Consider the following 20,273-nt stretch of genomic DNA (forward strand, 5'->3'; position numbering starts at 1 on the left):
ATGGGAACCGGCGCCTCGACCCCAGTGCGGCCTCCCTCATGCGTGGCACAACCGCGTGAACCCTTCCGCTCGACCCTTTCGAGGAGCCCTCCCATGCCGCGCACGTTCGCCGGCTCGCCCGTCCGCGACCTGCTCGCCCTCACCTCCCGCCCCGAGGTCATCTCGTTCGCCGGCGGCCTGCCCGCGCCCGAGCTGTTCGACGTCGAAGGCCTGCGCACGGCCTTCGACCAGGCGCTGTCCCGCCGGACCCTCCAGTACGCGCCCACCGAGGGCGACCCGGACCTGCGCGGCCTGATCGCCGACCGGCTCAGCACCCGCGGCCTGCCCACCGCGGTCGAGGACCTGCTCGTCACCTCCGGCTCGCAACAGGCGCTGACGCTGGTCGTGACCGCGCTGCTGGAGCCGGGCGCGGTCGTCGTGGTGGAGGAGCCGACCTACCTGGCCGCGCTGCAGTGCTTCCAGCTCGCCGACGCGCGGATCGTGCCCGTCGCGAGTGACGAGCACGGCGTGGTCCCGGCCGCGCTGGCCGACGTGATCGAGCGGGAACGGCCGGAGCTGCTGTACCTGGTGCCGACGTTCGCCAACCCGACCGGCCGGACGTTGAGCGCCGGGCGGAGGGCCGAGGTCGCCGCGCTGGCCGACCGGCACGGCCTGTGGGTCGTCGAGGACGACCCGTACGGCGAGCTGCGCTACCGCGGCGAGCCGGCCCCGTCGCTGGCGTCGATGAGCGACCGCGTGCTGTACCTGGGCAGCTTCTCCAAGGTCGGCGCGCCGGGCATGCGGCTGGGCTGGCTGCGCGCGCCCGCCTCGATCATGCGCACGCTGGTGATCGTGAAGCAGGCGGCGGACCTGCACACGTCCGCCATCGACCAGGCCGCTGCGGCGGCGTACCTGAAGGCGAACGACCTGGACGAGCACATCCGCGGGTTGTGCGCGGCCTACCGGGGGCGGCGGGACGCGATGATCGGCGCGCTGCCGTCGACCACGCCCGCCGGCACGCGGTGGAGCGACCCGGACGGCGGGATGTTCGTGTGGGTGGCCCTGCCGGGCGAGGTGGACACGTCCTCGCTGATCACGGCGGCGTTGGCGCGGGACGTGGCGTTCGTGCCGGGCGCGCCGTTCTACGCGACGACCCCGGACCGGTCGACCCTGCGGCTGTCGTTCACCACCAACACGGTCGAGGAGATCGTGGAGGGGATGCGGCGGCTGGCGACCGTGCTGCGGGGTTAGGCGTGGCGCGGTGTTGACCCCGGCCGGGGTGCGGTGCACCGTGTCGGTTCCGGCGGCGTCGTCCCGCGGTGGTGGTGGAGCCGGGTCCCGGCGGGCCTGAGCCGCCGCGCACGACGACGACCGGCCCCGGATCCGGCGTCGACTCCCCGCCGCCCGTCCCCGTCCCCGCCGCCCGTCCCCGTCCCCGGACCGGCCCGGTCCGGGGACGGGTTCGGCCCGGTCCCCGGCAGGTAGCGGAAGTTTCCGCCCGCCCGAGCCTTGGCCGGTGGTCGTCCGGCTCCCTACTTTCGTGTCATCTCACGGAAGAAGGGGGCCACATGACCGACCACGCGCTGTCGATCCCGTCACCGCCACCACCGCCGCGGCCCCGGGCACGAGCCGCCGTCGTGCTGCTCGGCCTGCTCGTCGTCGTCCTGGTCGGCGCGTCCGTGCTGGCGATCGTGCTGTTCGTCGGCGCGAAGGACGAGCACGCCCTGGAGGTCCAGCGCCTGGACCAGGCGAACCGGTCGCTCACCGAGGCCGAGGGGCGGCTGGCGGACACCGAGTCGGCCAACGACACCCTCATCGGCCGGATCTCCACGTTGGAGGCGCAGAACGCCGAGCTGCACAAGTGCGCCGACCCGGCCAAGGACTCGATCATCGCGGCGCGGGACGACGACGACGCGGCCCTCGGGCCCGCCGTCGGCCGCGCCTCCGACAACTGCTGAGCCGGGGAGCCGACATGACCACGCCAGAACCCGACCGGGCGTTCACGCCGACCCCTTCGGCGACGCCTTCGCCGACACCTCCTCCGACGCCCGCGCCGACGCCATTCGCGTCGACCCCGCCCGCGCCGACACCGCCGGCCGGCGTGCCGTCGTCACCTGCGCCGACACCGCCGAACGGCGTGCCGCTGCAACACGGGCCGACGCCTCCGCCACCCGCGCGCCCGAGCCGGAAGCCGGTCGTCGTGCTGACCGCGCTGGCCGCCGTGCTCGCCCTCGCGACGGGCCTGTTCACCGTCCTCTACCTGGGCGAGCGCGCCGACCGCGACGCCCTCGCGGCCACCAGGTCCGACCAGGAGCGCAGCCTCGCCGACGTGACCGGGAAGCAGGAGGAGGTCGACGCGACGCTGGAGTCCAACCGGTCCCGGGAGTCGACCCTGTCCGGCGAGCACGACCTGCTCACCCGGTGCGTGGAAGCCGCCAAGGGCTACTTCGACCTGCCGCCGGAGCAGACGCCGGAGTCCTCACGCCTGTTCCGCGTCATGTACGACGTCTGCCCGCAGATCTGACTCCACCGCCGCCCGGACGCCGCGGACCGCCAGCCGGTCCGCGCGTTCGTTCTCCGGGTGCCCGGCGTGCCCCTTCACCCAGTGCCACTCGACGTCGTGGGGCGCGGCGGCGGCGTCGAGGCGTTGCCACAGGTCGACGTTCTTGACCGGCTGCCTGGCCGAGGTCAGCCAGCCGTTGGCCTTCCACTTCGCCATCCAGGACAGCACACCGTTGCGGACGTAGGTGCTGTCGGTGTAGATCCGCACCACCGAGGGCCGCTTGAGGGTCTCCAAGGCGCGGATCGGGGCCATCAGCTCCATCCGGTTGTTGGTGGTGGCCGTCGACTCCCCGCCGAACAGGTCGCGCTCGTGCGTCCCGTACCGCAGCACCGCGCCCCACCCGCCCGGTCCGGGGTTGCCGCTGCACGCGCCGTCGGTGTAGATCTCCACCACCTGCTCCATGCGGGGGAACATACCGACCGGCTCGAACCGCCCGTGACGGTCGTTGCGCCGTGAGCGCAATCGCTTCCGCCCGCACGACGACCGTGGGCACGCTGTCGGGCATGGCACAGGGTTTCCGGGGTGACGTGGCCGACTTCTACCACCGCTACCGGCGCGGGTACCCGCTGGCGGTGCTCGACGCCGTGGTCGAGGTGTTCGGGCTGACACCGGACGACGTCGCGGTGGACCTCGGGTGCGGCACCGGCCAGGTGACCGTGCCCCTCGCGGAGCGGGTCCGGGCCGTGATCGGTGTCGACCCGGAGCCGGACATGCTGGCGCACGGCCGCCGCGCGGGGGAGGAGCGGGGCGCGGCGAACCTGGCGTGGGTGGTCGGGACGGACGCCGACGTCCCCGCGTGGCGCGCCGTGCTCGGCGACGGGTCGGTCGGCGTCGTCACGATCGGCCAGGCGCTGCACTGGATGCGGCACGACGAGCTGTTCCGGGCGCTGCACCCGCTGGTGAGGCCGGGCGGCGGGGTGGCGGTGCTGACCAACGGCACCCCGTTGTGGTTGCAGGACGAAGACTGGTCGCGGGCGTTGCGCGAGTGCCTGGAGCAGTGGCTGGGCACACCCGCCGGGAACGCGTGCGGCACCGACGAGGAGAGCCAGGCCCGGTACCGGGAAAGCCTGGCCGCGGCCGGGTTCCGGGTCGACGTGCGCGGCGTCGACTACACCGCCGAGCTGGACCTGGAGTCCATTGTGGGCGGTGTGCTCTCCGCGCTGCCCGTCGACCGGCTGCCCGCGGACCGGCAGGCGTTCACCGACCTGGTGCGCGCCGCGCTGGAACCGCACGCGCCGTTCACCGAACACGTCCACGTGACCGTGCTGACCGGTCGGCGGTGACGCCGGGGCACGTTCCCCTCCTACGATTCGCCGGGTGGACGAGCCCACGACCCCCGAGGACGAGCCGACGACCCCCGTCGCCGGGATGACGATCAGCCTGCGCACCGGCCGTGACGTGGTGATCGTCGACCCGGACCGCTTCCTGGCCGCCGCCCGCGCGGCACACCACGACCTGCACCCGGACCTCACCGAGGCCGAGGTCGCCGAGGCGATCGCCGACGTCACCGACGCCGCGTACGCGCTCATCGACCGTCACGGCGACCTGGCCGCCGACCACGAACCACCCGACCGCCCCCCGCTGCCGGGCGTCCGCGTCACGGACCGCCCGGACGGCCTGTCACCCGCCGGGTCGATGAGCGAACTGGTGCTGGACGAACCCCACCCGCTGCAGGACTACGGGTGCTTCCTCCCTGATGACGTCTTCGCCCGCCGACCGGACCACTGAGCACGCGCCCACCGAACCGCACGCCCACACCATCGCCCTCCCCACAGGCATCGAACCGGCCCGCACCACCCGCAGACCGGCCCGGACTGTTGTCGAGCAACTCCGAGGACGAGTGGGCCCTGGCGGCCATCGGTTCACGATCAGCCGTTCCGGGTGTGGTCCGTCCGACACTCGTCGACGGACCACACTCCGTACGTCACCAGCCGCGCGTGCGCCACTCGGACAGGTGAGGTCGCTCACGCCCCAGAGTGGTGTCATCCCCATGACCCGGGTACACCCAGGTGTCGTCCGGCAGTTCGTCGAAGATCCGCGACGACACGTCGTCGATCAGCGAACCGAAGGTTTCGGGCGACGTGGTCTTGCCGACTCCCCCCGGGAACAGCGAGTCCCCGGTGAAGAGGTGGGCGTGACCGGTCGGGTCGCGGTACAGCAGGGCGATCGAGCCCGGCGTGTGGCCGCGCAGGTGGATCACCGTCAAGGGGACCTCGCCGACGTTCACCACGTCGCCGTGCCCGACCAGCACGTCCGGCGGGATGGGCAGCACGTCCGCGTCCGCCGCGTGCGCGATGGTGTTGGAGCCGTTCGCGCCCGCGACCGCGCCGAGCGCCCCCCAGTGGTCCTGGTGGCGGTGGGTGGTGACGACCGTCTTCAACCTCGGCCGGTCCACCTCGTGGCCGACCACGTCCGACAGCCGCTCCGGGTCGGCCGCCGCGTCGATCAGCAGACCTTCGTTCGTCGCGCGGCAGACCAGCAGGTACGCGTTGTTGTCCATCGGGCCGACGGAGACCTTGGTGATGGTCAGCGCGTCGAGGGTGCGCCGAGCCGCCGGTCCGCCCGGTGACACGTGCCCCGTGTAGTCCTCTAGTACGTCCACAATGGCCGACCGTATCCGACCGGGCACCCTTCAGGGTCCCCACAGGTCGACCCCATAGGGTTGGTAACGGTCACCGTCGCCCCTCCGATTTCGTCTGATTAGGGTCCTTCTTCCTCGTGCCTACCAAACGTCGGATCAACTGGGACGTCCTGCGCATCCTCGCCGTGCTGTGCGTGCTCCTCCAGCACGCCACCCGCGTCGGCCCGGCCAACCACCCCGAGCTCGGCCGCCCGGCCTTCGTGTTCGGCTTCGAGTTCGGCGCCAGCACCCTCGTGGTGATCTCCGCCTTCTTCGCCTGCGCCTCCCTGGCCAAGGGCGAACCCGGCCGCTTCCTGCGCAACCGCCTGGCCCGACTGCTGCCCGCCTACCTGGTCGCCGTCGTCTGCACCTACACCGTGCTGCGCCACTTCACTCCGGACGGCTGGAGCGAGCTCGAACCGCGCGACCTGCTCGTCAACGTCCTCATGCTGCAGAGCTGGTTCCCCGAGGCACGCCTGGTCGACGTGGCCTACTGGACGCTCCCGATCCAGATCACCGGGTTCGTCGCGGGCGCCCTGCTGGTGTCGCGCATCCGCGGCCGGGCGGTCAAGGCGCTGCTCTGGACCCTCGTCGTGGTCCCCCTGGTCATCAGGGACTGGACCGCCGACCCCGGCCTGGTCCACGTCCTCTACAACGGTCTGGGCGCGCAACGGGCGCAGCTGTTCGCCATCGGCATCGCCATCTGGCTGTGGTCCAAGGGACGGCTCGGCGACCGGCACCTGTTCGCGCTGCTCACGGCTGCCCTGTTGGCGCAGGCCGGGCACAGCGGCGACCTCGGGTCGACGATCGGGTTCGGCGTCCTGCTGATCGGCGTGTGCGCCGCGGCGGGCGGCCCGGACTGGGACGTCGCGCCCGTGCGCCTGCTCTCCCGGCCGATCAAGTGGCTGGCGGGCATCTCATACGGCGTGTACCTGGTGCACCAGGAACTCGGCTACGTCGTGATGGCCGTGGTCGCGCCCTACGGCGGGCCGTGGACCCAGCTCGCGTTCTTCACCGCCTCGGCCGTGTTCCTCGGCTGGCTGTTGACCAAGTTCGTGGAACGCCCGGCGCACCGGGCGCTGACCGCGAGCAGGCCGACCCTGGCCGGCCTGCTGCTCACCGCCCGCCTGCACGCCGCTCAGAGCCACTTGGGCAGCGTCGGCGCCGTCCCGTTCAGCCGGGCGCCGCTGTGGCGCCCGGTCAGCCACGCCAGCACGTCCGCCGCCGCGCCGCCCACCGCGGGCGACGTCGCACCGTCCGCCCCGGTCAACGCCCAGCTGCGCTGACCACCGTCCGGGAACACCGCCTCCACCAGCACCGACGGCGTGTCGGCCCGGTCGGCGTACTGGCCGACGGCGTCCTCCAGGAAGTGCTCCAGCAGCTCCGGCGGCAGGTCGTCGAACCCGACGCCCCCGTCGAGGTCGACCAGGTGGAACCACACCTCCCGCAGCCGCAGCCACGGCACCCGGTGCGCCAGGAACGGACCCGACTTCGGGTGCGCGACCTCCGCCTCCCACGCCGTGGCCGGCAGCTCCCGGGCGGCCACGGCGAACCGCTGGCACGCCGCGTCCAGATCGGCCCGCAGCAGCTGCGGCAACCGGCCCGCGCCCTCGGCGATGTCGGCGTCGCGGTCGGCCGCGCTCGGGTACATCTGGTGCTCGACGCCCGTCTTCGCCCACGTGAGCAGGTTCACCAGGGCGTCGGCGTTGCGCGCGATGTGCGTCACCACGTGCGCCCGGCTCCACCCCGGCAGCAGGCTCGGACCGCGCAACGCGGAGAGGTCCAAAGCCGCCACGACCTCGTACAACACGCCTGTCGCCCGGTCGACCTCGGCGAGCCCGGCGACCGCGTCCTGGACCGCGGCCGACTGCTCGCGGGGCGCGGGTACGCTCGTCTGGGCGGATCGGACCTGGGCGGCATCAGCGAAGCTCATGGGCACCTCATCCCGGCGTTTGCGGCCGAACGGCCTATCACCCCAGCGTAGGGGCGTTCACTACCGACCGGTAGAGCCGTTGGCGCACGATCGGGGGAGTGTGCCCGTCACGAATTGTCGGTACCCGGTCCTAGCATGGTGGACGCCCTCCCCGACAGGGCCGAAGCAGTGGTCCGATACGCTTTTCGAACGTCTGTTCGGGGAAAGGTCAAGAACCGAAGGGAACCGTTGTGGCCGACCGGCTTGTCGTTCGCGGGGCGCGCGAGCACAACCTGCGAGGGGTGGACCTCGACCTGCCGAGGGACAGCCTCATCGTGTTCACCGGGCTGTCCGGCTCGGGCAAGTCCAGCCTCGCCTTCGACACGATCTTCGCCGAGGGCCAGCGCCGCTACGTCGAGTCGCTCTCGGCCTACGCGCGGCAGTTCCTCGGCCAGATGGACAAGCCCGACGTCGACTTCATCGAGGGCCTGTCGCCCGCGGTGTCGATCGACCAGAAGTCGACCAGCCGCAACCCGCGGTCGACCGTGGGCACCATCACCGAGGTCTACGACTACCTGCGGCTGCTCTACGCCCGCGCCGGCAAGGCGCACTGCCCCACCTGCGGCGAGGCGATCAGCAAGCAGACGCCCCAGCAGATCGTGGACCAGGTGCTGGCCATGGAGTCGGGCACCAAGTTCCAGGTGCTCGCCCCGGTCATCCGCGGCCGCAAGGGCGAGTACCTCGACCTGTTCTCCACGCTCCAGTCCCAGGGCTACTCGCGCGCCAAGGTCGACGGCGTGGTGCACGCCCTCGGCGAGGTGCCGAAGCTGAAGAAGCAGGAGAAGCACGACATCGCGGTCGTGATCGACCGGCTCAGCGTCAAGGCGAGCTCCAAGCAGCGGCTGACCGACTCGGTGGAGACGGCGCTGCGCCTGGCCGACGGCCTGGTCGAGCTGGAGTTCGTGGACGTGCCCGAGGGCGACCCGGGCCGCGTCCGCGGCTTCTCCGAGCACCTGGCCTGCCCGAACGGCCACCCGCTGGCCATCGAGGACCTGGAACCGCGGTCGTTCTCGTTCAACTCGCCCTACGGCGCCTGCCCCGCCTGCACCGGCATCGGCGTGCGCAAGGAGGTCGACCCGGAGCTGGTCGTCCCCGACGACGAGCTGTCGCTGGGCGAGGGCGCGATCGCGCCGTGGGCGTCCGGCCAGACCGCCGAGTACTTCACCCGGCTGCTGGAGTCCCTCGGCCTCGCCATCGGGTTCCGGATGGACACGCCGTGGCGGCAGCTGCCCGCCAGGGCGCAGAAGGCCGTGCTGCACGGCGTGGACGAGCAGGTCAACGTCCGCTACAAGAACCGCTACGGCCGCGAACGCTCCTACTACGCCAACTACGAGGGCGTGATCCCGTTCCTGGAACGGCGGCAGGAGCAGACTGAGTCCGAGTACATGCGGGAGAAGTACGAGGGCTACATGCGGGAGGTGCCGTGCCCCACGTGCCAGGGCACGCGCCTCAAGCCGGAGATCCTGGCCGTCACGCTGCACCACGGGCGCAAGGGCGACAAGTCCATCGCCGAGGTGTGCGCCATGTCGGTGTCGGAGTGCTCCGACTTCCTCGACGGGCTCAAGCTCGGCAAGCGCGAGTCGATGATCGCGGGCGCGGTGCTCAAGGAGATCCAGGCCCGGCTGCACTTCCTGCTCGACGTCGGCCTCAACTACCTGTCACTGGACCGCGCGTCCGGCACACTTTCGGGTGGAGAAGCTCAGCGGATCAGGTTGGCAACGCAGATCGGCTCCGGGCTCGTCGGCGTGCTCTACGTGCTGGACGAACCCTCGATCGGGTTGCACCAGCGTGACAACCACAAGCTGATCGAAACCCTGATCCGGCTGCGCGACCTGGGCAACACGCTCATCGTGGTCGAGCACGACGAGGACACCATCCGCACCTCCGACTGGGTGGTCGACATCGGCCCCGGCGCGGGCGAGCACGGCGGCAAGGTCGTGCACAGCGGCACCTACAAGGAGCTGCTGAAGAACAAGGAGTCGATCACCGGCGCGTACCTGGCGGGGCGCAAGGAGATCCCCATGCCCGCCGCCCGCCGCAAGGTCGACAAGAAGCGGCAGCTCACCGTGGTCGGCGCGCGCGAGCACAACCTGCGCGGCATCGACGTGTCGTTCCCGCTCGGCTGCCTCGTCTCGGTCACCGGCGTGTCCGGCTCCGGCAAGTCCACCCTCGTCAACGACATCCTCGCGACCGTGCTGGCGAACAAGCTCAACGGCGCGCGGCAGGTCCCGGGCAGGCACACGCGCGTGCGCGGACTGGACCAGGTCGACAAGCTCGTGCAGGTCGACCAGTCGCCGATCGGCCGCACCCCGCGGTCCAACCCGGCCACCTACACCGGCGTGTTCGACCACATCCGCAAGCTGTTCGCGGCCACCACCGAGGCGAAGGTGCGCGGCTACCAGCCGGGCCGGTTCTCGTTCAACGTCAAGGGCGGGCGCTGCGAGGCGTGCGCGGGCGACGGCACGATCAAGATCGAGATGAACTTCCTGCCGGACGTCTACGTGCCGTGCGAGGTGTGCAAGGGCGCCCGGTACAACCGCGAGACCCTGGAAGTGCACTACAAGGGCAAGACGATCTCCGAGGTCCTCGACATGCCGATCGAGGAGGCGGCGACGTTCTTCGAGCCGATCAACGCCATCCACCGGCACCTGCGCACGTTGGTCGACGTCGGTCTCGGGTACGTGCGGCTGGGCCAGCCCGCGCCCACCCTGTCCGGCGGTGAGGCGCAGCGGGTGAAGCTCGCGGCGGAGCTGCAGAAGCGGTCCACCGGCAAGACCGTCTACATCCTCGACGAACCCACCACGGGCCTGCACTTCGAGGACATCCGCAAACTGCTCGGCGTGATCAACGGCTTGGTCGACAAGGGCAACACGGTGATCGTGATCGAGCACAACCTCGACGTGATCAAGACGTCGGACTGGCTGGTCGACATGGGCCCGGAAGGCGGGTCCGGCGGCGGCATGGTGGTGGCTGAGGGCACCCCGGAACAGGTCGCCGACGTGACCGACAGCTACACGGGCCAATTCCTCCGCGAAGCCCTCCCCGCCGAAGCCGCCGTGAGCTGAACCAAGATCACCCGAAAGCGTTACGGGCCAGCGGGTATGAATGGAAACACGGAATACGTTGCCGGAATAAAGGGAGGCGCGGCGGCCAGGCACATCATCATGCCGACATCCCTCGATCCCCTCACCACTCGAGCCGCCGTCCACTCAGGCCTCACCACTCGGGCCGCCGTCCACCTGGACCGCCCTCCGCGACTCGGACGCCCCGCGGCTCGCGCGTACTCGGCCCAGCGCCGGGCGCACACGTTGCGCGCGTGTGCTGGGGTAGGTGGGACGGCCACGTGCGCAACTCGTGTGCGCACCTGGCTCGTGTGCGCACCTGGCTCGTGGACGGACCTGGCTCGCGGACGTGACCTGGGCAGGCCCGCGGTTGGTGCGCAGGTGACCGCGGCGGGCGGCTCGGGCAGGTGATCGGCTCGCGCAGGTGACTGCGGCGGCCGGTGTGCGTGACTATGGCTGCATGCCGCTGAACTCGTACCGCTTCCGCAGCGTCTGGTCGGTGGAGAGCACACCCGAGCGGGCGTTTGAGGTGTTGGCCGATCTGGGCAGCTATCCGAGCTGGTGGCCGCAGGTGCGTGCGGCCCATCGGGTCGCCGACGAGGTGGCCGAGCTCCGGTGCCGTTCGGTGCTGCCGTACGACCTGGTGTTCCAGGCGCGCCACAACGCGCGGGAGCCGGGGGTGGGGTTGTTGCGCGCGGACCTGGTCGGGGATCTCGACGGGACGGCGAGTTGGCGGATCTTCGCCGAGGGTGCCGGGTCGCGGTTGGTCTACGAGCAGGAGGTCGTGGTGCGCAAACGGTTGCTGCGGCGCCTTTCGGTCGTCGCCCGGCCGTTGCTGCTGGCCAACCACGAGCTGATGATGCGCAGCGGCCAGCGGGGGTTGCGCACGTACCTGGCCGGGTTCCACGCGGCGTTGGGGGAGGGGTAGCGAGGTTTCCGGTGAAGCGGTTGGCTCGCGGCCGGACGGTGTGCAGGCCGTCGGCTGGACGCCGAGCGCCGAGCGCTGGACGCCGAGCGCTGGACATCGAGCCGGAAGACCGGTGGCTGAACGTCGGGAGGCTGAAAGCCGGAGACCGATCACCAGAAGACCTGGCGGCGGTGGGCAGGGGCCACCTGGCGTCTGCCCACCGCCGCCGAGCTACACGACCAAGCTGAGCAGTGCGGCGACGACGAAGCCGACCACGGACAGGATGGTCTCCAGCACGGTCCACGTCTGGAGGGTTTCCTTCACCGACAGGCCGAAGTAGCGGGACACGATCCAGAACCCGCCGTCGTTGACGTGCGAGGCGATGATCGAGCCCGCCGCGATCGACATGACCAGCAGCGCCAACTGCGGCTGCGAGTAGTCCAGGTCCGCCACCACGGGCGCGACGATCCCGGTCGTGGTCACGATCGCGACGGTGGCCGAGCCCTGCGCGATGCGCATCCCGCAGCTGATCACGTACGACAGCGCGATCACCGGCAGCCCGATGTCGGCCAGCGACGTGGCGAGCACCTTGCCGACCCCGGTCGCGGACAGGACCGCGCCGAAGAACCCGCCGGCGCCGACCACGAGCAGGATCATCGCCACCGGCCGCAGCGACGCGGCGGACAGCTCGGTCACCTGGGCCCGCGTCATCCCGCGCCGGGAACCCAGCAGCCAGAACGCGAGCAGCACGGCGATCGTCAACGCCACCGCGGGCGTGCCGAAGAACGTGAACACGCCGAGCACGGTGGAGCCCTTGGGCAGCAGGATGCTGCCGAACGTGCCCGCCAGGATCAGCACCAGCGGCACCGCGATGATGCCCAGCACCAGCGACAGCGGCGGCTCGCCCTCGGTCTGGTCGTCCCGCGTCTTCGCCGCGGCGGCCAGCATCTCCTCCGGCACGGGCACGTGCAGCCGCTTGCCCATCCACGCGGAGAACAGCACGCCGCCGATGAACCACGCGGGCAGCGCCACGGCGAGCGCCATGATGATGATCCAGCCGAGTTCGACGCCGAGCAGCCCGGCCGCCGCGACGGGCCCGGGGTGCGGCGGCATGAACGCGTGCATCACCGACAGTCCCGCCAGCAGCGGCATCGCGTAGAGCACGATCGACCGGCCGCTGCGCTTCGCCGCCACGTAGACCAGGGGAGCGAGCACGAAGATGCCGATGTCGAAGAACACCGGCACGCCGAAGATCAACCCGGCGAGGCCCATGGCCAGCGGGGCGCGGTTCTCGCCGAACGCCCGCAGCAGCGACCGGGTCAGCACCTCCGCGCCGCCGGACGCCTCCAGGATGGAGCCGAGCAGCGTGCCGAGGCCGATGATCGCGGCGACGTGCCCGAGGATGCCGCCGAAGCCCTTCTCCACCAACGACTCCGACGCTTTCTGCGCCGAACCGACCAGCGTCTCCACGGGCAGGCCCGCGGCGAGCGCGACGAGCAGGCCGACGATGAGCAGCGCGATGAACGGCTCGACCTTCCACCTGATGATCATCGCGAGCAGGAGGGCGATGCTGAGCGCGGACAGCGTCAGCAGCCCTCCGGTGGTGTGCTGCAACCAGTCGATCACGCGCGGCTCCGGTGGTTTCGCAGGGAACGGCCGGGCAGGGCGTCGGTCCGCCCGCCCTCGTCGAGCACGGGCACCCCGTTGACGACGACGTGGCTGATGCCCGCGGCGGCCTGCCGGGGTTCGTCGAACGTCGCGGTGTCGGCGACCGCGTCGGGGTCGAACAGCACGAGGTCGGCGGCGTAGCCCTCGCGGACGAGCCCCCGGTCGGCCAGCCGGAGCCGCCGCGCGGCCCGCCCGGTCAGGTGGGCCACGCACTCCTCCAGCCCCAGCACGCCCAGTTCGCGCACGTACCGGGCGAGGTAGCGGGGGAACGTGCCCCACGCGCGCGGGTGCGGCCGGTCGCCGACGAGCAGGCCGTCGCTGCCGCCGGTGTGCGCCGGGTGCCGCATGATCGCGCGGACGTTGTCCTCGTGGCCGACGTGCATCAGGCACGAGGTGCCCAGCCGCTCGGACCGCAGGACGTCGAAGTACAGCTCGGCCGGCGGACGCCCGGCACGCCGCGCGGACTCGGCGATCGACAACCCGACCAGGTGCGCGTTGCGGGCCTCGCGCACGCCGTTGACCTCGATGGTGGACCAGTCGACCGGCACGCCGTGGCAGCCGTCGGAGCCGGTCTCCTCGACCTCGACCCGGATCCGCTCGCGCGTGCCCGCGTCGGACAGCCTGGCCAGGGTCGCCTCCGGGCCGCCCTCGCCCGCCCAGCTCGGCAGCAACGCCGACAGGTACGTCGCGCCGGGCAGGTAGGGGTAGGTGTCGAGGGTGATGTCGGCGCCGTCCGCGATGGCCCGGTCGAGCAGGTCGAGCAGCTCGCCCGCACGACCCCGGTTGACCTCGAAGTTCATCGTGGCGTGCGCGAGGTGCAGCGGGCAGTCGGCGTCCCGGGACACGCGCACCATCTCGGCGTACGCCTCCAGCGCGCCCGCGCCGTAGCTGCGGTGGTGCGGGCTGTAGAAGCCGCCGTGCTCGCCGACGACCCGGCACAGCTCGGTCAGCTCGGCGGTGTCGGCGTACATGCCGGGGGTGTAGGTCAGGCCGGACGACATGCCCAGCGCGCCCTCGCGCATCGACCGCGCCAGCAGTTCCCGCATCCGGTCGAGCTCGGCGTCGGTGGCGGGCCGGTCGTCGTAGCCGACGCACAGCATCCGCAGCGTGCCCTGCGGCACGAGGTAGGCGGCGTTGACCGCGATGCCCCGGTCGAGGCGGTCCAGGTACTCGCCGACCGACCGCCAGTCCCAGTCGAAGCCGGGCGGGTCGTCGTTCCACCCGGCCAGCTGGGCGCGCAGCACGGCCAGCACGTCGTCGTCCACGGGCGCGTAGGACAGCCCGTCCTGGCCCAGGACCTCGGTGGTCACACCCTGGGACACCTTCGCCAGGTGGTCCGGCTCGGCCAGCACCCGCAGGTCGGAGTGGGAGTGCATGTCGATGAAGCCGGGCGCGAGGACCCGGCCGTCGGCGTCGATCACCCGCCGCCCGTCGAGCCGGTCGCCGATCGCGGCCACCCGCCCGTCGCGCACGCCCACGTCCGCCCGGTAGGAGGGCGCGCCGGTGCCGTCCACGACCCGTGCGCCCCTGAAGACGATGTCCACGCCGTCGTGCCTCCTAGAAGTAGGTGCGGACCAGGTCGACGACGGTGGTGCCGTCGACCACGGGGATCAGCGGCCACTTGTCGAACACCGTGCAGGGGTGGGACAGGCCGAGGCCGACCCAGTCGCCGACCTCGACGTCGTCACCGGACAGCCGGACGAACGCGTGCTGGTCGTTGAGCGCGGTGACCTCGGCGGAGAACGGGCGCTCGACGCCGTCGCGGCCGCGCACGACCTGCGGCTCGGGCAGGCCCTCGTCGAACGACGCGTCCCGCTTGCCCAGCGTCAGCAGCGCCAGGTCCGGCTGCGGCCGTGAGGTGACCTGCGCCCACGCGCGCAGCGCGCTGCGGAACGGTTGCGCGCCGGGCGTGCGGCCCAGGGGCGAGATGCCGCGGTAGAACCCGTCGTCGTGGGTGATGTACGCGCCGCTGCGCAGCACCGGCCGCACCGGGAACGGCCACGGTTCGGTGAGCTTCGCCGCCACCTGGTCGAAGTAGGCGCTGCCGCCGGCGGTGACGATCGGCTCGTCCACGTCGAACAGGTCCCGCAGCGCGATCGCCAGGTCCCGCAACGAGGTCAGGTAGCCGTCCACGACGGAGCGCGCCTCGGGTGACGCGTCGTGCGCCAGCGCGCCCTCGTAGCCGCCGACGCCGACCAGGCGCAGCGACGGGCTGGCGGCGGCGGCCCGCGCCACCTCCGACGCGGTGGCCTGGTCGCGCGCGCCGGTCCGCCCGCCGCGCGCCCCGAGCTCGACCAGCACGTCGACCGGCCGCGCGACCGCGCCCAGCGCCTCGGTCATCCGCGCCACCCCGGCGACGGAGTCGACCCAACAGGTGAACTCGAACGTGTCGTCGGCGGCCAGTTCGGCGGCCAGCCAGCGCAGCCCGGCGGGGTCCACGAGCTGGTTGGCGAGCAGCACCCGCCGCACCCCGAACGCCCGGTAGACCCGCAGCTGGCTGGTGTTGGCGGCGGTGATGCCCCACGCGCCGTGCGCCAACTGGCGGGCGAACAGCTGCGGGGCCATGGTCGTCTTGCCGTGCGGGGCCAGCAGCACGCCGTGGTCGGCGCACCAGCGGGCCATGGTGGCGAGGTTGTGCTCCAGCGCGGCGGCGTCCAGCACGACCAGGGGGCCGACGAAGCCGTCGGTGAACAGGTCGAGCCGGCGGGCCGCCACGTCGCCGATCGTGGCGCCGAACGCGTCGGCGGGCAGGCCCTTGAACCGCCAGTCGACCCGCTCGTCGCGGAGGGCGGCCACAGCGTCGAGATCCACGTCTCCCGCTCCTAACGTTGCGTATAATGCAACGGCTATTGCGCGATGTGATGTTGGAGTGTGTAACATTCGGTCACCGCCGCCGTCAATCAAGGAGTTCGGATGCGGTTCGACCTGCCGGGCGGCGTGGTGTGCCTGGGCGAGACCATGGCGGTGCTGGTGCCCGCCGAACCCGGCCCGGCGCGCGCGGCGCGCACCTGGACCCGGGCGATCGGCGGCGCCGAGTCCAACGTGGCCATCCACCTGGCCCGCCTCGGCGTGCGCAGCCGCTGGGTGGGCGCGGTGGGCGACGACGCGTTCGGCGGCGCGGTCCTCGACGCGGTGAGCGGCGCGGGCGTGGACGTCACCGGCGTGCGCGTCGACCCGGACCGGCCGACCGGCCTCTACGTCAAGGAAGCCGACGCCGCGGGCAGCCCCGTGCGGTACTACCGGCGCGGCTCGGCGGCGTCCGCGATGGGACCGGACGCGCTGGACCGGATGGCCTGGGACGACGTGGCCCTGGTGCACGTCAGCGGCATCACCGCGGCGCTCTCGGACAGCTGCCTGGACCTGCTGCGGGCCGTCCTGCGCCGACCGCGCGCCACGCCCGTGTCGTTCGACCTGAACTGGCGGCCCGCGCTGTGGCACGACCGCGACCCGTCCGTGCTGCGGGAGCTCGCCGACGCGGCGGACGTCGTGCTCGCCGGCTCCGACGAGGCGCACGCCGTGTGGGGCGTCGGCGACCCGGCCGAGCTGCGGGCGCTGCTGCCCGGCCCGACGACGCTCGTGGTCAAGCACGGCGCACAGGGCGCGACCGTGCTCGAAGGCGGCACGTCGACGTTCCAGCCCGGCCTGCGCGTGGACGTCGTGGAACCCGTCGGCGCGGGCGACGCGTTCGCCGCCGGCTACCTCGCCGCGCACCTCGCCGGCGAGCCACCGGCCCGGCGACTGCGCGTCGGGCACCTCCTGGCCGCCTCCGCGCTGCTCACCAGGGAGGATGTCGGCGAGTCGCTGCCGCCCGCGGTGACCGTGCCACTGCTGGACGCCGATTCCCGCACGTGGGCCGCCGCACACCTGAGGAGACGTCGATGAGCCAAAGCCTGGACCGGGCGCTGACCCTGGTGGGGGAACTGGCCACCGGGCCCAAGACGCTGGACGAGCTGTCGGGCGTCATCGACGTGCACAAGTCGACCGCCATGAGGCTGCTGCGCACGCTGGAGTCGCACCGGTTCGTGCAGCGCGAGGGCGTGCACCACTACCGGCTCGGCACCGCCCTGTTCGACCTGGCCAACCGGGCGCTGGAGGAGCGGGACGTGCGGCGCAGCGCCGAGAACGCCCTGCGCGACCTCAACGCCCGCACCGGCTACACCGTCCACCTCGCCTCCTACGAGGACGGCGAGGTCATCTACATCGACAAGTACGACAGCACCCACCCGATGCGGATGTACTCGCGCATCGGCAGACGGGCCCCGCTGCACTGCACCGCCGTGGCCAAGGTGCTGCTGTCGGACCTGCCCGAGCCGCGCCGCCGCGAGGTCGCCCGGTCCATCGACTACGTGCCGCTGACCGCGAACACCATCACCACCCCCGACGCCTACCTGGCCGAGCTCGACCGCGTCCGCGCCGCCGGCTACGCGGTCGACAACGCCGAGCACGAGGACTTCATCCACTGCGTCGCCGCGCCCGTCCGCGGCGCCCGCGGCGAGGTCGTCGCGGCCGTGTCGATGTCCGTGCCCAAGGTGCTGCTGGACTACGACGGCCTGCTCGGCCACCTGCCCGACCTGCTCGCCACCGCGCGAGCCGCCTCCGTCGAGTGCGGCTGGTCGCCGCGCGACTGAGGAACCACCAGAGAGGAAACGCACAACCCATGGCGAAGACCGAGATCAGGACCGCCGACGCGCCCACCCCCGTGGCCGCGTTCTCCCAGGGCGTCCGCAAGGGCCCCGTGCTCCAGGTGGCGGGCCAGGTCGCGTTCGACCCGGCGACCGGCGCCGTCGTCGGCGACACCGTGGCCGAGCAGACCCGGCAGGCGATGCGCAACGTGATCGCCGTGCTGGCGGCCGGCGGCGCCACCCTCACCGACGTGGTGATGCTCCGCGTCTACCTCACCGACACCGCCCACTTCGCCGAGATGAACGCCGCCTACGGCGAGTTCGTCACCGACCAGCCGTTCCCCGCCCGCACCACCGTCTACGTCGGCCTGCCCGACAAGCTGCTGGTCGAGATCGACGCCCTCGCCGTCGTCGACTGACCGCCGCACACCCGACCGGCAGGACCACGAACGGGCGACGCGCGTACTTCTGCCGGTTGTTCTGCGTGGTGTCGGGCGCGCGCGGGCGATTGACTGGTGACACCCCCGAGAGCACGTCATGGAAGGACCCGGCGATGGCTAGGAACGCATCACCGATCGGCTGACTCCACGGCCGCGGCCCGGTCGCGGGACACCCCAGCCCCGACCGGGTCGCCCAGGGCCTCGTGGACCTCGGCCAGCACACCGAGCACCACCGCCAGCCGGTGGTGCCGGTGCTCGGCGGCCAACGCCGCCGCCCGCGTCAGCTCGACCAGCGCACCTCCCGGATCGCCGAGCCGGTGCAACGCCAACCCGCGCAGGTAGTGGGCGTCGCACAGGCTCGGCGGCGCGGTCGCCGCCCGCAGCAGCTCCAACGCCTCGTCCGCCGCCGCCAGCACCTCCGGCCACCGCGCCAACCGGCCCAGGCTGTCCGCCGTGCGCACCAGCAGCGTCGCCGACATCTCGCTCGCCATCACCGGCGCCAGCGCCGGCCTCCCCGACCGCACGTTCGCCAGCAGCTCCCGGTGCACCTGCACCGCGTCCTCGTGCCGCGCCAACCCGTCGAGCACCAGCGCCAGGCACGACAACGAGATCTGCTCACCCAACGGGTACCCGGCCCGCCGGAACAGCTCCTGCGCCCGCCGCGCGCTGACCTGCGCCTCCTCCAACCGGCCCGTCCGCAGCTCCGACACCGACCGGTAGTGCACGGCCCAGCCCTGCTCCGTCACGTCACCCGCCGCCACCGCCGCCCGCCACGCCTCGTCGTGCAACGCCAACGCCTCCGGGTACCGGCGCATCAGCACCGACAACGTCCACGTCAGGAAGTTCAGCTGCACGGCCTCGTCGCGCACGCTGCCCAACGCCCGCGCCGCCGCCACCCCCGCGGTGAACACCTCCACCCACGTCTCGGCCCGCCCACGCTGGTCCGAGTACCAGTGCATCGCCGTGGCCAGCCGCACCACCTCCGCGTGCAGCCCGTTCGCACCCGCCCACCGCAGCGCGCCCAACCAGTTCGCGGTCTCCGCGGTCAACCACGCGTCCGCGTCCTCCTGGCTGCTCAACGGCCCCGACGGCGTCGTGCGCGCGTCCGGGCCGAAGAACCCGGCCGCCGTCACCGCCGTGCCCAGCAGCCAGTCCGCCATCCGCCGCCGCGCCTGCGCCACCACCGGCGCCGGTTCCTCGTCGACCAGCCGTTCACCGGCGAACACCCGGATCAGGTCGTGGAACACGTACCGGCCGGGCACCTCCGCGGTGTCCAGCAGGCTCATGTCCGCCAACTCCTCCAACGTGTCCTCGGCGGTGAACCGGTCCACGTCGGCCAGCACCGCGGCCAGGTCCGGCCCGAAGTCCGCGCCCGGCGCCAGCGACAACCGCCGGAACAGCACCGCCGCCTTCGCGCCCAGCTGCCGGTACGACATCTCGAACGCCGTCCGCACCTGGAGGTCGCCCGCCGTCAACGCGGACAACCGCCGCCGTTCGTCCACCAGCTGCCCGGCCAGGTGCCCGATCGTCCACTTCGGACGGCTCGCGAGCCGGTTGCCGGCGATCCGCAGCGCCAGCGGCAGGTGACCGCACAACTTCGCCACCCGCGCCGTCGCCACCGGCTCCGCGCCCACCCTGGCCCGCCCCGCGATCGCGCCGAGCAGGTCGAACGACTCGCCCGGGTCCAGCACGTCCAACCCCAGCCGCCGGCCGGCCTCCAACCCGCCCAGCACCAGCCGCGACGTCACCAGCACCAAGGACCCCGAGCCCGTCGCCAACAACGGCCGCACCTGCGCCTCGTCCGACGCGTTGTCCAGCACCAGCAACGTCGACCGGTCCCGCAACCGCGCCCGGTACAGGTCCGAGCGCTCCGCCTCGCCCGCCGGGACCTCCTTCTCCGGCACGCCCAGCGCCAGCAGCATCCGGTGCACGACCTCCGACGGGTGCACCGGCCGCACGTCCATCCCGCGCAGGTTGAAGAAGAAGCACCCGTCCGCGAAACGAGACGCCAACCGGTACGCCGCCCGCACCGCCAACGCGGTCTTCCCCGCGCCAGGCGGGCCGTGCACCACGACCAGCGACGTGGTCCGCGTCCGCTCCGCCACCGCCGCCAGCTCGGCCAGCTCGCCCTCGCGACCCGTCAGGTCGGCCACGTCGGGCGGCAACGCCGACGGCGTGACCGGCGACGGCACGCGCCGCGCCCGGCCTTCCTTGGCCGCGTCCAGCAGCTCCCGGATCTCCTGCTCCGCCAACGAGAGCACCCCGGCCAGCGCCTCCACCGTCCGCCGCTGGGGCCCCTTCGCGCGACCGCGCTCCATGTCGCTGATCGCCCGCACGCTGACCCCGGAACCCTCCGCCAGCTCCTCCTGCGTCAACCGGACCCGCAACCGGTGCGCGCGCAGCAGCTCACCGAACGTCATCCCCACGCTTCGACATTAGT

17 protein-coding genes and 1 pseudogene are annotated in these 20,273 nt (G+C 72.4%); 11 read left to right on the top strand and 7 right to left on the bottom strand.

The window, feature by feature from the left end; translation table 11 throughout:
* Nucleotides 1–93: 93 nt before the first annotated feature.
* From EDD40_RS32450 to EDD40_RS41165, 3 genes are all read left to right on the top strand, one after another.
* The gene (locus EDD40_RS32450; RefSeq protein WP_211348276.1) at nucleotides 94–1,230 is read left to right on the top strand and encodes an aminotransferase-like domain-containing protein; all 1,137 of its coding nucleotides are present in this window, start codon (nucleotides 94–96) and stop codon (nucleotides 1,228–1,230) included.
* 317 nt (nucleotides 1,231–1,547) lie between these two features.
* A complete protein-coding gene (locus tag EDD40_RS32455) occupies nucleotides 1,548–1,937 on the top strand; it encodes a hypothetical protein (RefSeq protein WP_148088969.1) in 390 nt (129 codons plus the stop codon).
* Nucleotides 1,938–1,951: 14 nt separating this feature from the next.
* Nucleotides 1,952–2,503, top strand: a complete 552-nt coding sequence (locus EDD40_RS41165) for a hypothetical protein (RefSeq protein WP_148088970.1) — start codon at nucleotides 1,952–1,954, stop codon at nucleotides 2,501–2,503.
* On the opposite strand, the gene rnhA is transcribed toward EDD40_RS41165, so the two are convergent.
* Entirely contained in the window at nucleotides 2,459–2,944 is a 486-nt protein-coding gene (gene rnhA, locus EDD40_RS32465; protein WP_123748444.1) for a ribonuclease HI, read from the bottom strand. The two genes, EDD40_RS41165 and rnhA, sit on opposite strands and share 45 nt — an antisense overlap.
* 50 nt (nucleotides 2,945–2,994) lie before the next feature.
* Between rnhA and EDD40_RS32470 the strand changes: the two genes are divergently transcribed.
* Both EDD40_RS32470 and EDD40_RS32475 read left to right on the top strand, forming a co-directional pair.
* Nucleotides 2,995–3,825: a class I SAM-dependent methyltransferase gene (locus EDD40_RS32470; protein WP_246037971.1), complete on the top strand. Its 831-nt coding sequence runs from the start codon at nucleotides 2,995–2,997 to the stop codon at nucleotides 3,823–3,825.
* A gap of 34 nt (nucleotides 3,826–3,859) precedes the next feature.
* Entirely contained in the window at nucleotides 3,860–4,270 is a 411-nt protein-coding gene (locus EDD40_RS32475; protein WP_123746310.1) for a hypothetical protein, read from the top strand.
* 196 nt (nucleotides 4,271–4,466) lie between these two features.
* Here the strand turns inward: EDD40_RS32475 and EDD40_RS32480 are convergent, their stop codons facing one another.
* Nucleotides 4,467–5,144 (bottom strand): MBL fold metallo-hydrolase, encoded by a 678-nt coding sequence (locus tag EDD40_RS32480; protein ID WP_123746311.1) that lies wholly within the window; start codon nucleotides 5,142–5,144, stop codon nucleotides 4,467–4,469.
* A 116-nt stretch (nucleotides 5,145–5,260) separates the two neighbouring features.
* On the opposite strand from EDD40_RS32480, the pseudogene EDD40_RS32485 reads away from it, so the two are divergent.
* Nucleotides 5,261–6,199, top strand: a pseudogene (locus tag EDD40_RS32485) (acyltransferase family protein); the annotation flags it as partial.
* 101 nt (nucleotides 6,200–6,300) lie between these two features.
* Here the strand turns inward: EDD40_RS32485 and EDD40_RS32490 are convergent.
* Complete coding sequence (locus EDD40_RS32490; RefSeq protein WP_123746312.1) at nucleotides 6,301–7,095, bottom strand: maleylpyruvate isomerase family mycothiol-dependent enzyme; 795 nt, start codon at nucleotides 7,093–7,095, stop codon at nucleotides 6,301–6,303.
* A gap of 230 nt (nucleotides 7,096–7,325) precedes the next feature.
* On the opposite strand from EDD40_RS32490, the gene uvrA reads away from it, so the two are divergent.
* Together uvrA and EDD40_RS32500 are read left to right on the top strand one after the other, a co-directional pair.
* The gene (gene uvrA / locus EDD40_RS32495) at nucleotides 7,326–10,199 is read left to right on the top strand and encodes an excinuclease ABC subunit UvrA (protein ID WP_123746313.1); all 2,874 of its coding nucleotides are present in this window, start codon (nucleotides 7,326–7,328) and stop codon (nucleotides 10,197–10,199) included.
* A gap of 457 nt (nucleotides 10,200–10,656) precedes the next feature.
* Complete coding sequence (locus EDD40_RS32500) at nucleotides 10,657–11,124, top strand: SRPBCC family protein (RefSeq protein ID WP_123746314.1); 468 nt, start codon at nucleotides 10,657–10,659, stop codon at nucleotides 11,122–11,124.
* 210 nt (nucleotides 11,125–11,334) lie between these two features.
* Here the strand turns inward: EDD40_RS32500 and EDD40_RS32505 are convergent, their stop codons facing one another.
* The 3 genes from EDD40_RS32505 to EDD40_RS32515 are packed head-to-tail and all read right to left on the bottom strand — an operon-like array spanning nucleotide 11,335 to nucleotide 15,582.
* Nucleotides 11,335–12,729 carry a GntP family permease gene (locus EDD40_RS32505; protein ID WP_123746315.1) on the bottom strand — a complete coding sequence of 465 codons (1,395 nt, stop codon included), beginning with the start codon at nucleotides 12,727–12,729 and terminating at the stop codon, nucleotides 11,335–11,337.
* Nucleotides 12,726–14,315 carry an N-acyl-D-amino-acid deacylase family protein gene (locus EDD40_RS32510; RefSeq protein WP_123746316.1) on the bottom strand — a complete coding sequence of 530 codons (1,590 nt, stop codon included), beginning with the start codon at nucleotides 14,313–14,315 and terminating at the stop codon, nucleotides 12,726–12,728. The genes EDD40_RS32505 and EDD40_RS32510 overlap by 4 nt, the downstream gene beginning before the upstream one ends.
* 13 nt (nucleotides 14,316–14,328) lie before the next feature.
* The gene (locus tag EDD40_RS32515) at nucleotides 14,329–15,582 is read right to left on the bottom strand and encodes an amino acid deaminase (RefSeq protein WP_246037973.1); all 1,254 of its coding nucleotides are present in this window, start codon (nucleotides 15,580–15,582) and stop codon (nucleotides 14,329–14,331) included.
* A 102-nt stretch (nucleotides 15,583–15,684) separates the two neighbouring features.
* On the opposite strand from EDD40_RS32515, the gene EDD40_RS32520 reads away from it, so the two are divergent.
* From EDD40_RS32520 to EDD40_RS32530, 3 genes are read left to right on the top strand one after another with little or no spacing between them, the layout of a single operon-like run.
* Nucleotides 15,685–16,653 carry a sugar kinase gene (locus EDD40_RS32520; RefSeq protein WP_123746318.1) on the top strand — a complete coding sequence of 323 codons (969 nt, stop codon included), beginning with the start codon at nucleotides 15,685–15,687 and terminating at the stop codon, nucleotides 16,651–16,653.
* Complete coding sequence (locus EDD40_RS32525; protein ID WP_123746319.1) at nucleotides 16,650–17,399, top strand: IclR family transcriptional regulator; 750 nt, start codon at nucleotides 16,650–16,652, stop codon at nucleotides 17,397–17,399. Before EDD40_RS32520 ends, EDD40_RS32525 begins: the two co-directional genes overlap by 4 nt.
* Before the next feature lie 29 nt (nucleotides 17,400–17,428).
* Entirely contained in the window at nucleotides 17,429–17,812 is a 384-nt protein-coding gene (locus EDD40_RS32530) for a RidA family protein (RefSeq protein ID WP_123746320.1), read from the top strand.
* 149 nt (nucleotides 17,813–17,961) lie between these two features.
* On the opposite strand, the gene EDD40_RS32535 is transcribed toward EDD40_RS32530, so the two are convergent.
* Nucleotides 17,962–20,253 (bottom strand): ATP-binding protein, encoded by a 2,292-nt coding sequence (locus EDD40_RS32535; RefSeq protein ID WP_123746321.1) that lies wholly within the window; start codon nucleotides 20,251–20,253, stop codon nucleotides 17,962–17,964.
* Nucleotides 20,254–20,273: the final 20 nt, after the last annotated feature.

This window comes from Saccharothrix texasensis (assembly GCF_003752005.1).
GTDB lineage: Bacteria > Actinomycetota > Actinomycetes > Mycobacteriales > Pseudonocardiaceae > Actinosynnema > Actinosynnema texasense.